At 72.9% G+C, this 12911-nt stretch carries 16 protein-coding genes; 11 read left to right on the top strand and 5 right to left on the bottom strand.

Annotated features, from left to right (window positions below; translation table 11 throughout):
• Window positions 1-20: 20 nt before the first annotated feature.
• Together GA0070215_RS03240 and GA0070215_RS03235 are read left to right on the top strand one after the other, a co-directional pair.
• Window positions 21-1073 (top strand): MerR family transcriptional regulator, encoded by a 1053-nt coding sequence (locus GA0070215_RS03240; protein ID WP_091042113.1) that lies wholly within the window; start codon window positions 21-23, stop codon window positions 1071-1073.
• Between the two features lie 20 nt (window positions 1074-1093).
• Window positions 1094-2005 carry an LLM class flavin-dependent oxidoreductase gene (locus GA0070215_RS03235; RefSeq protein WP_091042108.1) on the top strand — a complete coding sequence of 304 codons (912 nt, stop codon included), beginning with the start codon at window positions 1094-1096 and terminating at the stop codon, window positions 2003-2005.
• Here GA0070215_RS03235 and GA0070215_RS03230 read toward each other — a convergent pair.
• Both GA0070215_RS03230 and GA0070215_RS03225 read right to left on the bottom strand, forming a co-directional pair.
• The gene (locus tag GA0070215_RS03230) at window positions 2002-2415 is read right to left on the bottom strand and encodes an ASCH domain-containing protein (RefSeq protein WP_091041599.1); all 414 of its coding nucleotides are present in this window, start codon (window positions 2413-2415) and stop codon (window positions 2002-2004) included. The two genes, GA0070215_RS03235 and GA0070215_RS03230, sit on opposite strands and share 4 nt — an antisense overlap.
• Before the next feature lie 41 nt (window positions 2416-2456).
• Entirely contained in the window at window positions 2457-3005 is a 549-nt protein-coding gene (locus GA0070215_RS03225; RefSeq protein WP_208600276.1) for a phosphoribosyltransferase, read from the bottom strand.
• A 160-nt stretch (window positions 3006-3165) separates the two neighbouring features.
• Here GA0070215_RS03225 and GA0070215_RS03220 point away from each other — a divergent pair, with 160 nt between their 5' ends.
• From GA0070215_RS03220 to GA0070215_RS03205, 4 genes are all read left to right on the top strand, one after another.
• Window positions 3166-3798 carry a septal ring lytic transglycosylase RlpA family protein gene (locus GA0070215_RS03220; RefSeq protein WP_091041594.1) on the top strand — a complete coding sequence of 211 codons (633 nt, stop codon included), beginning with the start codon at window positions 3166-3168 and terminating at the stop codon, window positions 3796-3798.
• 68 nt (window positions 3799-3866) lie between these two features.
• The gene (locus GA0070215_RS03215) at window positions 3867-4991 is read left to right on the top strand and encodes a PP2C family protein-serine/threonine phosphatase (RefSeq protein WP_091041591.1); all 1125 of its coding nucleotides are present in this window, start codon (window positions 3867-3869) and stop codon (window positions 4989-4991) included.
• Between the two features lie 120 nt (window positions 4992-5111).
• Window positions 5112-6968 (top strand): acyl-CoA dehydrogenase, encoded by a 1857-nt coding sequence (locus GA0070215_RS03210; RefSeq protein ID WP_018785544.1) that lies wholly within the window; start codon window positions 5112-5114, stop codon window positions 6966-6968.
• Between the two features lie 186 nt (window positions 6969-7154).
• Window positions 7155-7424, top strand: a complete 270-nt coding sequence (locus GA0070215_RS03205) for a DUF6458 family protein (RefSeq protein WP_013283345.1) — start codon at window positions 7155-7157, stop codon at window positions 7422-7424.
• A 9-nt stretch (window positions 7425-7433) separates the two neighbouring features.
• Here GA0070215_RS03205 and GA0070215_RS03200 read toward each other — a convergent pair whose 3' ends face one another.
• Window positions 7434-8300 (bottom strand): aldo/keto reductase family oxidoreductase, encoded by an 867-nt coding sequence (locus GA0070215_RS03200; RefSeq protein WP_091041587.1) that lies wholly within the window; start codon window positions 8298-8300, stop codon window positions 7434-7436.
• A 136-nt stretch (window positions 8301-8436) separates the two neighbouring features.
• Between GA0070215_RS03200 and GA0070215_RS03195 the strand changes: the two genes are divergently transcribed.
• A complete protein-coding gene (locus GA0070215_RS03195) occupies window positions 8437-8844 on the top strand; it encodes a winged helix-turn-helix transcriptional regulator (protein WP_018785542.1) in 408 nt (135 codons plus the stop codon).
• A 10-nt stretch (window positions 8845-8854) separates the two neighbouring features.
• On the opposite strand, the gene GA0070215_RS03190 is transcribed toward GA0070215_RS03195, so the two are convergent.
• On the bottom strand, window positions 8855-9391 hold the full coding sequence (locus GA0070215_RS03190) for a SixA phosphatase family protein (protein ID WP_091041584.1): 537 nt from the start codon (window positions 9389-9391) through the stop codon (window positions 8855-8857).
• A 117-nt stretch (window positions 9392-9508) separates the two neighbouring features.
• Here GA0070215_RS03190 and GA0070215_RS03185 point away from each other — a divergent pair, with 117 nt between their 5' ends.
• On the top strand, window positions 9509-9799 hold the full coding sequence (locus GA0070215_RS03185) for a DUF6458 family protein (protein ID WP_091041581.1): 291 nt from the start codon (window positions 9509-9511) through the stop codon (window positions 9797-9799).
• Window positions 9800-9905: 106 nt separating this feature from the next.
• On the opposite strand, the gene trhA is transcribed toward GA0070215_RS03185, so the two are convergent.
• The gene (gene trhA / locus GA0070215_RS03180) at window positions 9906-10583 is read right to left on the bottom strand and encodes a PAQR family membrane homeostasis protein TrhA (RefSeq protein WP_018785539.1); all 678 of its coding nucleotides are present in this window, start codon (window positions 10581-10583) and stop codon (window positions 9906-9908) included.
• Between the two features lie 75 nt (window positions 10584-10658).
• On the opposite strand from trhA, the gene GA0070215_RS03175 reads away from it, so the two are divergent.
• From GA0070215_RS03175 to GA0070215_RS03165, 3 genes are read left to right on the top strand one after another with little or no spacing between them, the layout of a single operon-like run.
• A complete protein-coding gene (locus GA0070215_RS03175) occupies window positions 10659-11273 on the top strand; it encodes a 5-oxoprolinase subunit B family protein (protein ID WP_018785538.1) in 615 nt (204 codons plus the stop codon).
• Window positions 11270-12133: a 5-oxoprolinase subunit C family protein gene (locus GA0070215_RS03170; protein ID WP_091041577.1), complete on the top strand. Its 864-nt coding sequence runs from the start codon at window positions 11270-11272 to the stop codon at window positions 12131-12133. Before GA0070215_RS03175 ends, GA0070215_RS03170 begins: the two co-directional genes overlap by 4 nt.
• Window positions 12117-12866: a LamB/YcsF family protein gene (locus GA0070215_RS03165; RefSeq protein WP_018785536.1), complete on the top strand. Its 750-nt coding sequence runs from the start codon at window positions 12117-12119 to the stop codon at window positions 12864-12866. Before GA0070215_RS03170 ends, GA0070215_RS03165 begins: the two co-directional genes overlap by 17 nt.
• The last annotated feature ends 45 nt before the right edge of the window (window positions 12867-12911 follow it).

The raw sequence follows: 12911 nt of genomic DNA, 5'->3' as shown, positions 1-12911 counted from the left end.
GGAGCGCGGGGGAGGACACGGTGCGACTGCTGACCATCGGCGCGTTCGCCCGCGCGACCGGCCTGAGCGCCAAGGCGTTGCGCATCTACGACGACTGCGGGCTGCTGCCCCCGGCCGCGGTGGACCCGCACTCGGGTTACCGCTACTACGCGCCGGAGCAGCGGGACCGGGCGCGGTTGATCGCCGGGCTGCGCCGGGCCGGGATGCCGCTGGCCGAGATCCGTACCGTCTGCGGCCTGCCGCCCGTTGCCGCCGCCGAGGCGCTCGACGCCTGGTGGCGGCAGGTCAGCGCGGACACCGCGGCGCGCGGCCGGGCCGTCGCGCTCCTCGTCGACAGGCTCAGCGAGAGGGGCACCACCATGTCCGAGACCACCTTCCGGTACGCGACGCGCTGCGAGACCGGGACGATCCGTGCTTCCAACGAGGACACCGCGTACGCGAGCGCGGCGCTGCTCGCGGTCGCCGACGGCGTACGCGGTCCGGCCGGGTCCACTGCGAGCGCTGCGGCGGTGGAGGCGCTGCGGCCGCTGGAGCAGGGGGACGGGTCGCGGGGCGACCTGCTCGCCGCGCTGGCCGACGCGGTGGCCCGGGCCGACCGGGCGGTACGCGCGCACGCCACCGACGCGGACCAGCCGGCCACCACGCTCACCGCGCTGGTGCGGCGCGGCAGCCGGCTCGCCCTGGTGCACGTCGGGGACAGCCGGGCGTACCTGCTGCGCGGCGGCGAGCTGTCCCGGCTCACCCGGGACCACACGTACGTGCAGACGCTCGTCGACCAGGGGAGGCTCACACCGGCCGAGGCCGGGGCGCATCCGCAGCGGGCACTGCTGGCCCGGGCGCTCGGCGCGGGCGCGGAGGTGGAGGCGGATCTGGCGCTGCGGACCGCGCTGCCCGGCGACCGCTACCTGCTCTGCTCCGACGGTCTCTCGGCAGTGGTGGAGCCGGGCGCGCTGCACGCCGCGCTGGCGGAGGCGGACGATCCGGAGAACGCCGTCGGGCGCCTGGTCGAGCTGGCGTACGCGGCCGGCGCGCCGGACAACATCGCGTGCGTGGTCGCCGACGTGGCGGCGTGATCCTCGCGACCCGGGCCGGCATGTCCGGCCCGGGTCGTACCCTGGCGATCATGCGAATCGGCATCGTGATCCTGCCCGACCAGCGCTGGTCGGAAGCACGTCGGCGGTGGGCCCAGGTGGACGAGTGGGGCTTCGACCACGCCTGGACCTACGACCACCTGGGCTGGCGTGACCTGGTCGACGGGCCGTGGTTCGACTCGTGGACGACGCTCACCGCGGCGGCCGGCGTGACGTCCCGGGTGCAGCTCGGGACGCTCGTGGCCTCGCCGAACTTCCGGCATCCGGCGGCGTTCGCCCGGCAGGTGACCGCGCTGGACGACGTGTCGGAGGGCCGGGTGCTGCTCGGTCTCGGCGCGGGCGGTATCGGCTTCGACTCGGCGGTGCTCGGCGGCGAGACGCTGCCGCCCCGGCGGCGCGTGGACCGGTTCGCCGAGTTCACCGAGCTGCTCGACGCGATCCTGCGGGAGGACGGCACGACCTGGCGCGGGGAGTGGTTCACCGCCGTGGACGCGCGCAACAACCCGGGGTGCGTCCAGCAGCCGCGGGTGCCGTTCGTGATGGCCGCGAACGGTCCGCGCTCGATGCGGCTGGTCGCCCGGTTCGGGCAGGGCTGGGTCACCACCGGGCTCGGTGGCGACGACGTCGAGGCGTGGTGGGGCACGGTGGCGGAGCTGTCGGGCCGGATGACGCGGACGCTGGAGGAGGCCGGCCGTGACCCGGTGACGCTCGACCGCTACCTGTCGCTGGACTCGGCGCCGGTGTTCTCGTTGACCAGCGCCGATTTCCTCGCCGAGCAGGTGGCCCGGGCGGCCCGGCTGGGCTTCACCGACGTGGTGACGCACTGGCCCCGGGCCAGCAGCTGGTACGCGGGCGACGAGGCGGTGCTGGTGGAGGCGGCGGCGCTGCTGCCGGAGCTGCGCCGGGCGGGTTAGGTGCCGACGCTGCCCTCTGTGGAGACCAGCCGGAACCGGAGGCAGACGATCCGGGTGTCGTCGGTGACCGGCGTGCCCTGCCGGGCCCAGTAGGCGTCGTGGCCCTCGCGCCACTCCTCGATCGAGCGGTCGCCCTCGCCCTCGGCGCGGGCGAAGTCCCACGGCACGTCGGCGAAGCGCACCACCTCGACGTCTGTCACCTCGACGACGCCGACGAACCCGTCGTTGTCGTCGACCAGCACCAGCCGCTCGCCGACGTACTCCAGTTCCTCGCCCTCCTGGTCGTACTCCTGCACGAGACCGGCGGTGGCGGTCTTCAGACCGGAGAGGACGAGGGTGTTGAGCCGGGTACGCAGCTCGCCGGGCGTGCCGAGGGCGAGTGCGCGTAATCCACCGATGCGGGGCCACATGCCGCCGACGCTACGGCACGCTCCCGCCCCCGCCGGCGGCCTCACGGCAGGTCGGCACCGGTGACCAGGGCGCGCAGCCTCAGCCGCTCGGCGACCTCGGGCGGGCAGGTCGCGACGAGCGCGGCGGCGCCGATCAGGTCGGCCCCGGCGTCCCGGACGACCAGGCACAGCGCGTCGAGCTGCGCGCCGGTGTCGACCCAGTCGTCGACCAGCAGCACCCGGTCGCCGGGGCGCAGCCGCCGACCGTCCACGCCGATCCGCAGCCGCTGTCCCCGGTGGTCGGGGGGTGTCTGCGCCCAGCGCGTCGGCCCGACCCGGCGTCGTTCGCCACCGTCCTTGTACGCGGGCAGGAAGCCGGCCCCGGCGGCGACCGCGACCAGCGGGCCGAGCAGCAGCCCGGTCACCTCGGGAGCGATCACGACACTCGGGCGGTCCTCGGGGAACAGCCCGGCCACCGCCGGTCCGACCTGGGCCAGCACCTGGGGGTCACGCCACCAGCCGGAGATGTCGCTGACCAGGTGGGTGCTGCCCGGGCCGGGGTCGATCCACCCGAACAGCTCGACCAGGCGACGACTCAGCACGGTTTCCATCCTGGCGGATCGGTGGGCCGTTCGGCCGATCGAGTGTGGCGTGATCGGCTACACGTACCAGGGTAAATGCGGGCATAGCACCATGATCACGTTGACTTCGGAAGTGCTTCTCTCGTTACGGTCCGGGCCGGTTTGTTCAGTTGACGAAAGGACCGGGCCGGTGGCTGCTAGGCACCTTCGTACCCGCAGGTTCTCCTCGCCCGCCGCCATCGCCGCGACCGCGGCGGTCGGTGTGGCGCTCGCGGTCGGCGGTACCGTCGGCGCCGTGCGGCTCACCTCCGCCGAGCCGCCCGCCGGGCCGGTCGCGGTCCAGACGCCGCCCAGCACGCCCGCCGCCACGTCGGCCGCCCCCTCGCCGACCGCGTCGGCCTCGCCGAGCGCGAGTCTCAGCCCGTCGCCGAAGGCCACTGCGAGCCCGAAGGCGAGCCGCACCCAGGCGGCCTCGCGGAGCAAGGCGCGGACCGCCTCCCCCTCCCCGACGGCGAAGAAGACGAGCAGCCCGAAGGTCGTGGACAGCGGCTCCTGCGGCGCCTCCTTCTACGCCGAGGGCCAGATGACGGCGAACGGCGAGACGTTCGACCCGAACGCGCTCACCGCGGCGCACAAGACGCTGCCGTTCAACACCAAGGTCCGGGTCACCAACCCGGACAACGGCAAGTCGGTGGTGGTGCGGATCAACGACCGTGGCCCGTTCATCGAGGGCCGGTGCCTGGACCTGTCCCGCGCCGCGTTCGCGACCATCGCCGCGACCGGCCTCGGCCACGTGAACGTCCGGTACGAGGTGCTCGGCTGACCGGCCACTCGGGCAGAACTTCCACGACCGACGGGCCAGGTTCATTCTCCCGTTCCCGTCCATCAGGCATGCTGTCCGATGTACGCACGCAACCCTTCCAGCCGGGCCGAGGCCCGCTGAGTCCCGGATCCCGCGCCGGTCTCGGCGCGGCCCTCGCGCTGCTCGCGATCGTGGTCGCGGTGGAGCTGGCGGACGGCCGCCCGGCGCACTACATCGCGCTGATGGTGGTCGCGCCGTTCCTCGCGGCGGCGCTGGCGTCCTGGCGGGTGGTGCTCGCGGTCGGCGGCCTGGCCACCGCCATCGGTGTCGGCTTCGCCGTCGCCGAGCGGGGCAGTCCGCTGGTGACTGTGGTCAACGTGACAGCCGTCGGGGCGGCGACCGCGATCGCGGGTGCCACGGCGGCGATCCGCCAGCGTCAGGCGGACCGGATCGCGGAACTGTCCCGGCTCGCCTCGGTCGCTCAGCAGGCGGTGTTGCGACCGCTCGGCCCGCAGGTCGGCACGCTCGCGGTGGCCGCGCGGTACATCTCCTCCACCGCCACGGCCGAGATCGGCGGCGACCTGTACGAGGTGATGGACACCCCGTACGGCGTGCGGATGATCATCGGTGACGTGCGGGGCAAGGGGCTGGAGGCGGTCCGCCTGGCCAGCATCGTGCTCGGCTCCTACCGGCACGTCGCGTACGAGCGGGCCGACCTGCGCGCGGTGGTGACCGACCTGGACCGCGCGGTGGCCCGCAACGTCGGCGACGAGGACTTCGTCACTGCGGCGTTGGTCGAGGAGCGCGGCGGCACGCTCACCATCGTCAACTGCGGGCACCCGCCGCCGTTGCTGCTACGCCGGGGCGCGGTGATCCCGCTGGAGCCGCCCGCGCCCGCGCCGCCGCTCGGTTTCATGCCCGTCGTCCGGCCCCGGGTGGAACGGCTGGAACCGGGCGACCGGCTGCTGCTGTTCACCGACGGGCTGGGCGAGGCGCGCCGGGACGGCGAGTTCTTCCCCACCGCGGACCGGGCCTGGCGGCTGCTCGGCCACGGCACCGTCGCGGACGGGCTGGCCTCGTTGGAGACGGCCCTTGTCGAGTGGGTGCACGGCCGGCTCGACGACGACATCGCGCTGGTCCTGATGGAGTACGTCGGCCCGCGCAGCACCACCGCCTCCCCGGTTCCGAGCTGGGAGGTCGGCGCCGCCGACTGATGAACGGGAAGTGTGTAATCGCTGTCACTTCCGAGATCGGCTTGTCGTTGCCTACCGGTGAGTAATACAGTCTGGAGTTACTGATCGGTAACACCTGTCCGGGAAGCGGGGCCAGCGAGCATGACCCACTACAAGAGCAACGTGCGGGACCTCGAGTTCAACCTGTTCGAGGTCTTCGGGGCGGACCGGACGTTCGGCCAGGCGCCGTACACCGACCTGGACGTCGACACCGCCCGCAGTTTCCTCTCCGAGGTCGACCGCCTCGCTCGCGAGGACCTGGCTGCCAGCTACTCGGACAGCGACCGCAACCCGCCGGTCTTCGACCCGGCGACGCACACCGCACCGCTGCCGGAGTCGTTCAAGAAGTCGTACAAGGCGTTCATGGACTCCGAGTTCTGGCGCCTGGACCTGCCGGAGGCCCTGGGCGGCACCAACGCCCCGCGCGCCCTCTGGTGGTCGCTCGCCGAGCTGGTGCTCGGCGCCAACGCCCCGGTCTGGATGTACGCCTCCGGCCCGTCCTTCGCACACGTGCTGCACGTCGAGGGCACCGAGGAGCAGAAGAAGTGGGCCCGGCTGTTCATCGAGAAGCAGTGGGGCTCGACCATGGTCCTCACCGAGCCGGACGCCGGCTCCGACGTGGGCGCCGGCCGTACCCGGGCGATCCAGCAGCCGGACGGCTCGTGGCACATCGAGGGCGTGAAGCGCTTCATCACCTCCGGTGAGCACGATCTGAGCGACAACATCGTGCACTACGTGCTGGCCCGCCCGGTCGGCGTCGAGGGTGTGGGCGGCCCGGGCACCAAGGGCCTGTCGCTGTTCGTCGTGCCGAAGTACCACTTCGACGCCGAAACCGGCGAGCTGGGCGAGCGCAACGGCGTCTACGCCACGAACGTCGAGCACAAGATGGGCCTGAAGGTCTCGAACACCTGCGAGGTGACCTTCGGCGAGCACGGCGTACCGGCCAAGGGCTGGCTGCTGGGCGAGAAGCACGACGGCATCCGCCAGATGTTCATGATCATCGAGTACGCCCGGATGATGGTCGGCACGAAGGCGATCGCCACGCTCTCCACCGGCTACCTGAACGCGCTGGAGTACGCCAAGAACCGGGTGCAGGGCGCCGACCTGACCCAGATGGCGGACAAGACCGCCCCGCGGGTGACCGTCACCCACCACCCGGACGTGCGTCGCTCGCTGCTGCTGCAGAAGTCGTACGCCGAGGGCCTGCGCGCGCTGGTCTGCTACACCGCGAGCTGGCAGGACAAGGTCGCGGTCGCCGAGGCGGCCGGTGACGAGAAGGCCACCAAGCTGGCCAAGCGCGTCAACGACCTGCTCCTGCCGCTGGTCAAGGGTGTCGGCTCGGAGCGGGCGTACGAGCTGCTCGGCCACGAGTCGCTCCAGACCTACGGCGGCTCCGGCTTCCTCCAGGACTACCCGCTGGAGCAGTACGTCCGGGACGCCAAGATCGACACCCTGTACGAGGGCACCACCGCGATCCAGAGCCTCGACCTGATCTTCCGGAAGATCGTCCGGGACAACGGCAAGGCCCTGATGGCGGTCGCCGCCGAGATCCAGGAGCACATCGCCTCCGAGGCCGGCAACGGCCAGCTCAAGGAGGAGCGTCAGGCGCTCGGCAAGGCGCTCGCCGAGATCCAGAACATCCTCGGCGTGATGACCGGCTGGCTGGGCGAGGCCCAGGGCGGCGACACCCGCGCGCTCTACAAGGTCGGCCTGGGCAGCCGCCGCTTCCTGCTGGCGATCGGCGACCTGGTGGTCGGCTGGCTCCTGCAGAAGCAGGCGGACGTGGCGCTGAAGGCGCTGGCCGGCGAGGTCTCCGCGGCCGACAGGTCCTTCTACACCGGCAAGGTCGCCGCCGCCCGGTTCTTCGCCCGCGAGGTGCTGCCCCGCATCGGCGCCGACCGGCGGATCATCGAGGGCGCCGACCTGGAGATCATGGACCTCCCGGAGGAGGCTTTCTGAGCCCTTCCGGGGGCTTTCACCCCTGAAACGTCACTCTCCCCCTCATGACGACGGCCGGCGGGCACCAGCCCGCCGGCCGTCGTCGTGCGTACGCCCCGGGGTGGATAGGCGGCCCGGTGGCGGGTAACCGTCGCGGACCACGACCGGAGTACGCCCACGGCCATCGCACGGGGGAGTGCAGCGCACATGGGCATTGGTAGCGCCATCTTTCTCATCGCGCTCGGCGCGATCATGACCTTCGCCATCCGGGCCAACGTCTGGTGGATCGACCTGCGCGCGGTCGGCTGGGTGTTCATCCTGGCCGGGCTGGGCGTCCTGCTGACCACGCTGTGGTTCTGGCAGGACCGCCGCAAGCGGGCCCGCACACTCATCGTGGAGGAGAACCGGCTCTCGCATCCGACCGCGATGATGCCGCCGCCGCCCGACCCGCCTCCGCCGACGGCTCCGCCGTCCTGACGCCGAGGCTCAGCGCCCGATCCGGTCCAGCTCGGCGAGGTCGTCGCCGGAGAGGGCCAGCCCCGCTCCGGCGACGTTCTCGTGCAGGTGCGCGACGGACTTCGTGCCGGGGATCAGCAGGATGTTCGGCGAGCGCCGCAGCAGCCAGGCCAGGGCGACGCCCATCGGCGTCGCCCTCAGGCGTTCGGCCACCGCCGACAACGCCGAGGACTGCAACGGCGTGAAGCCGCCGAGCGGGAAGAACGGCACGTAGGCGACACCCTGCCCGGCCAGCTCGTCGATCAGGTCGTCGTCACCGCGGTGGGCCAGGTTGTACCGGTTCTGCACGCAGACGATCGGCGCGATCCTCCGCGCCTCGGCCACCTGCTCCGGCGTCACGTTGCTCAGGCCCAGGTGGCGGATCAGACCCTCCTGCTGGAGCGCGGCGAGCGTTTCCAGCGCCTCGGCGAGCGACCCGGGCTGCGGGCCCGTGGCGTCACCGAGCCGTAGGTTGACCAGGCCGAGCGCGTCCACGCCGAGCGTCTCCAGGTTCTCCCGGACCTGCCGGCGCAGGCTCTGGGCATCCCGGGCCGTGGGCCAGCCGCCCTGCTCGTCCCGGTCCGCGCCGACCTTCGTGACGACGTGCAGCGACTCCGGGTACGGGTGCAGCGCCTCCCGGATCAGCCGGTTGGTGACGTACGGCCCGTACGCCGCGCTGGTGTCGATGTGGGTGATGCCGAGCGCGACCGTCTCGCGTAGCACCGCCAGGGCGCCGTCGTGGTCGGCGGGCGCTCCCATGACCCAGGGGCCCGCTAGTTGCATCGCGCCGTAGCCGAACCGGGTGACGGTCAGGTCGCCAAGCGTCCAGGTGCCGCCGGGAAGGGTGGTGCGGGCCATGTGTGTACCTCTTGGCTCTCGTCGTCGTTCGTGGCACCGCCGGGTCGCGGTGCCGACCTCCACTATCGGGGTGTAGCTTTCTGTCGGGAAGTAGGCACCTTAAAGTGCGTAACTCACCGGGCGACAGGAGCAGGCAATGAGCAAGGCGGAGTACGACGCGTTCCTGGCCCGGTGCCCCAGCCGGCAACTGCTCGACCGGATCGCCGACAAGTGGGTCACACTGGTGCTGGCCGCGCTGCGCACAGACGGCTCGCACCGGTTCGGCGCCGACTGCGCAGGCGTCCCGCGCCCGATGCGATATTCGGAGCTGTCCCGCACGCTCGCGGGCGTCAGCCAGAAGATGCTCACCCAGACGCTGCGCGCCCTGGAACGCGACGGCCTGGTCACCCGCACCGTCGAGCCGACAGTGCCCGTGACCGTCACCTACGAGCTGACCGCACTCGGGCTCTCGCTGCTCAAGACGATCCAGGGCTTGAAGGACTGGGCCGAGACGCACATGGACGAGGTGCTCACCAGCCGGGCGGCCTACGACAGCCGGGTCTGAGTCGTACCGGTCAGGCGCGGGCGGTGTGGCGGGCGGTGAGCGGCGCGCCGCCGGGGGCCAGCTCGGCCCACCGGGTCGTCGGCCGGTGCACCACGAGATCGGTGGTACGTAGCCCGTCCGGGTCGGCCCGCTGCGGGTCGAGCAGCGTCGAGAGCAGCGAGACCCCCGGGTTGTGCGCCACGAGCAGCACGGTGCCGGCGGTCGGCTCGACCGTTCGCACGAGGTCCAGCAACTGGTCCGGGTGTGCGTCGTACACGGCTGCCTCGTAGCGCACGGCCGGGACCGGACCCGCCGGGCCGCCCTCCGGCGGCGAGCCGGTCATGCCCATCGCCACGTCGTGCCAGGTCTGCCGGGTGCGCCGGGCCGGCGAGCAGAGCACCACGTCGGGAAGCAGCCCCCGCCGGGCCAGCCAGGCGCCGGCCGACGCCGCGTCGGCGTGACCCCGCGCGGTGAGCGACCGCTCCGCGTCCCGGCCGCCCGCGGGCTGCTCGGCCTTGGCGTGCCGCAGCAGCACCAGCGTCCGCTGCCCGTTCCTGCCGTCCGTCATGCCGCCCAGCTTGCCTGATTGGCGATCAAAGCGCCTGGGTATGTCGATGGGTGCCGCTACCTCATCCATGGCCGCGGCGGGCAGGAAACGCCAGCAGGACGCCAAGGAGGCGACGTCATGGGCATCGGTGCCAGCATTTTCCTCATCGCGCTCGGCGCGATCTTCGCGTTCGCCGTCGACACCAACCTGGGATGGCTGAACCTCGACGTGGTGGGCTGGGTGCTCATGCTCGCCGGTGTCGCCGGCCTGCTCACCACGCTCTACTTCTGGAACAGCCGTCGCCGGGTCGTGGCCGCCCCGGTGCGCGAGCAGGTGGTTGCCGAGCCGGTGGTGCCGGTGCGCGACGACCGCGTCGTGCGCGAGGAGTACCGCGAGGTGCGCCGCCCGGGCTCGGGCTACCCGGCCTGACCCCCGAGGACCCGAGGGCCCCGCAACGGCGCGGGGCCCTCGCGCATCTCCGGGGTCCGGCGCGACGCGGTCCGAGGTGCGGCGCGGCCGGTGCGGCCGTCGCGGCTCAGGCGAACAACGCGAAGTAGATCGCGATGTGGTGGCAGATCGCGGCGACGAGCGTGCAGGCGTGGAAGAACTCGTGGTGCCCGAAGACGGTGGGCCACGGGTTCGGCCGGCGCAGCGCGTAGAACACCGCGCCCACGCTGTAGATCGCGCCGCCCACACTCAGCAGCACCAGCGCGGTGACGCCACCGGCGTGCAGGATCTGCGGCAGCATGGCCACCGCGACCCAGCCGAGCGCCAGGTAGAGCGGGGCGGAGACCCAGCGTGGCGCGTGCGGCCAGATCAACTTGACCGCCACGCCCGCGATCGCGCCGCCCCAGACCAGGCTCAGCATGATCGTGGCCTGCCGGTCGTCCAGCAGGAGGGCGCAGAACGGTGTGTAGGTACCGGCGATGAACACGAAGATCATCGAGTGGTCCATCCGGCGCATGATCTGATAGCCGCGTTCGGACCAGACCCGCCGGTGGTAGAGCGCGCTGGTGCCGAACAGCCCGCACACGGTGAAGCTGTAGATCAGGCAGCTCACCAGCGGAGCCCAGCCGGGACGACTGGCGGCGATCGAACACAGCACGATGCCGCAGACGAGAGCGGCGAAGAACGCGTACGCGTGTAGCCAGCCGCGCATGCGCGGCTTCCCGATGTCGGCCGGCCGGAGCCGGAACGGTGCGGAGGTCGTCACCTCAATAGGTTACGACGCCGTAGGTTACTTGGAAGTAGTGTGGACCGTCACGTCAGCCGGCGAAAGGATGACCGGATGCGGATCCGGCCGGTCGGGGCACACGCCCTGCTGCTCGACTGCGACGACCCGGAGCAGGCACAGGCGTGGCGGGCCGAACTGTGGCACCGGCGCGAGGCGGGCGAGCTGACCGCCACCGAGATCGTCCCCGGCGCGGTCACCGTGCTGCTCGACGGCGTACCGGACCCCGACGCGGCCGCCGCGCGGCTCGCCCGCTGGCGCCCCCGGACCACCACGTCCGGCACGACCGGCGGCGAGACCCGGGTGCCCGTCGTGTACGACGGTGCCGACCTTCCGCTGGTCGCCGACCACTGGCACGTCGACGTTCCCGCAGTCGTCGACCGGCTGCGGCGCACCGAGTTCCGGGTCGCGTTCTGCGGGTTCGCGCCCGGGTTCGCGTACCTGACCGGGCTGCCGCCCGAGCTGTCGGTGCCCCGGCTCGCCACGCCGCGTACCCGGGTGCCGGCCGGCTCGGTCGCGCTCGCCGGCCCGTACGCGGGCATCTACCCCACCGCGTCACCCGGTGGCTGGCTGCTCGTCGGCCGAACCGACCTGCCACTGTTCGACGTGCACGCCGACCCGCCCGCCCGGCTCACCCCCGGCACCCGCGTCCGGCTGGTCGACGCGCCGTGATCGAGGTCCTGCGGGCCGGGGCGCTCACCACCGTCCAGGACCAGGGCCGGCCCGGGTGGGCGCACCTCGGCGTACCCCGCTCCGGCGCCCTCGACCCGGCCGCCCTGCGCCTGGCCAACCGGCTCGTCGGCAACGACGAGCGCGCCGCCGGGCTGGAGATCACCATGACCGGCTGCGTACTGCGCGTCACCCGGGCGGTGGCTGTCGCCCTCACCGGCGCCCCGGCCGACGTGCTCTGGCGGGCCGGGACCGCGCAGAGCCGCCCGGGGGACGTGGGACGGCCGCTGGCGCTGCCCGCCGGGGCGGTGCTGCGCGTCGGACCGGCCCGCGCCGGGGTGCGGACCTGGCTCGCGGTCAGCGGCGGGATCGCCGTCGAGCCGGTGCTCGGCAGCCGCGCCACCGACACGCTCTCCGGCCTCGGACCGCCGCCACTGCGCGACGGCGACCGGCTGCCCCTCGGCACCCCGGCCGGCCCACCCGCCCCGGTCGACCTCGCCGTCATGCGACCGCTCCCGGACGAACTTCGGCTCACCGTGCGCCCCGGCCCCCGGCAGGACTGGTTCACCCCCGAGGCACCGGACCTGCTGTGCCACGGCGCGTACACGGTGAGCCCGGACAGCAACCGGGTCGGCGCGCGGCTGGCCGGCGCGGCGGTGACCCGCGCGGTGGCCGGCGAACTGCCCAGCGAGGGCCTGGTGCTCGGCGCGGTGCAGGTGCCGCCGGACGGCCGGCCGCTGGTGTTCCTGGCCGACCACCCCACCACCGGCGGGTACCCGGTCATCGGGGTGGTGGACGACGTGACAGCGCTCGCCCAGGCCCGGCCAGGCACTACGGTGACGTTCCATGGACCTCAACGCTGACCTGGGCGAGGGATTCGGAAGCTGGCGGCTGGGCGACGACCACGCCCTGCTCGACCTGATCAGCTCCGCGAACGTCGCCTGCGGCTTCCACGCCGGCGACGCGGCCACCATGCACCGGGTCTGCGCCGGCGCCGCCGAACGCGGCGTGGCCGTGGGCGCGCAGGTCGGCTACCGGGACCTCGCCGGCTTCGGCCGGCGGCACATCGCGTACGACTTCGCCGAGCTGCGCGACGAGACGATCTACCAGCTCGGGGCGCTCGACGCGTTCTGCCGCCTGTACCGCACCCGGGTCCGCTACCTCAAACCGCACGGTGCGCTCTACCACGCGGCGGCCCGCGACGAATCGCAGGCCGCCGCGCTGGTGGCGGCGATCAGCGGATACGACCACGAGCTGCCGGTGCTCTGCCAGCCCGGCACCGTGCTGGCCCAGCTCGCGGCCGGTGCCGGCCTGCGGGTGGTGGCCGAGGGGTTCGCCGACCGCAACTACCTCCCCAACGGCACGCTGGTGCCGCGCAGCTCACCGGACGCGTTGGTGACCGACCCGGAACAGGTGGCCGTCCGGGCGGTACGGATGGCCGTCGAGCGGACGCTGGTCGCCGTGGACGGGACGGTGATCCCCGCCCCGGTCGAGTCGATCTGCCTGCACGGTGACACCCCGGGCGCGGTGCGGTGCGCGGAACTCGTGCGGGCCGCGCTCATCGACGCGGGGGTCACACCCACTCCGTTCGCGTGAAGGAAGGGCCCCCTCTTAACGCCTCCGGTAGAGGAAGGGGCCCTT

The sequence above is a fragment of the Micromonospora marina genome, from assembly GCF_900091565.1.
GTDB classification, from domain to species: domain Bacteria; phylum Actinomycetota; class Actinomycetes; order Mycobacteriales; family Micromonosporaceae; genus Micromonospora; species Micromonospora marina.
The sequence above is the reverse complement of the archived record's forward strand: the minus strand, read 5'-3'. Positions and strand labels throughout refer to the sequence as shown.

Bases quoted from the DNA above. Each gene is read 5' to 3' on its own strand.
- GA0070215_RS03210 (WP_018785544.1), top strand. From the start codon at position 5,112: ATGACCCACTACAAGAGCAACGTGCGGGACCTCGAGTTCAACCTGTTC.
- GA0070215_RS03205 (WP_013283345.1), top strand. From the start codon at position 7,155: ATGGGCATTGGTAGCGCCATCTTTCTCATCGCGCTCGGCGCGATCATG.
- GA0070215_RS03185 (WP_091041581.1), top strand. From the start codon at position 9,509: ATGGGCATCGGTGCCAGCATTTTCCTCATCGCGCTCGGCGCGATCTTC.
- GA0070215_RS03165 (WP_018785536.1), top strand. From the start codon at position 12,117: ATGGACCTCAACGCTGACCTGGGCGAGGGATTCGGAAGCTGGCGGCTG.
- GA0070215_RS03190 (WP_091041584.1), bottom strand. From the start codon at position 9,391: ATGACGGACGGCAGGAACGGGCAGCGGACGCTGGTGCTGCTGCGGCAC.
- GA0070215_RS03230 (WP_091041599.1), bottom strand. From the start codon at position 2,415: ATGTGGCCCCGCATCGGTGGATTACGCGCACTCGCCCTCGGCACGCCC.
- GA0070215_RS03200 (WP_091041587.1), bottom strand. From the start codon at position 8,300: ATGGCCCGCACCACCCTTCCCGGCGGCACCTGGACGCTTGGCGACCTG.
- GA0070215_RS03235 (WP_091042108.1), top strand. From the start codon at position 1,094: ATGTCCGGCCCGGGTCGTACCCTGGCGATCATGCGAATCGGCATCGTG.
- GA0070215_RS03175 (WP_018785538.1), top strand. From the start codon at position 10,659: ATGCGGATCCGGCCGGTCGGGGCACACGCCCTGCTGCTCGACTGCGAC.
- GA0070215_RS03195 (WP_018785542.1), top strand. From the start codon at position 8,437: ATGAGCAAGGCGGAGTACGACGCGTTCCTGGCCCGGTGCCCCAGCCGG.
- GA0070215_RS03215 (WP_091041591.1), top strand. From the start codon at position 3,867: ATGCTGTCCGATGTACGCACGCAACCCTTCCAGCCGGGCCGAGGCCCG.
- GA0070215_RS03225 (WP_208600276.1), bottom strand. From the start codon at position 3,005: ATGGAAACCGTGCTGAGTCGTCGCCTGGTCGAGCTGTTCGGGTGGATC.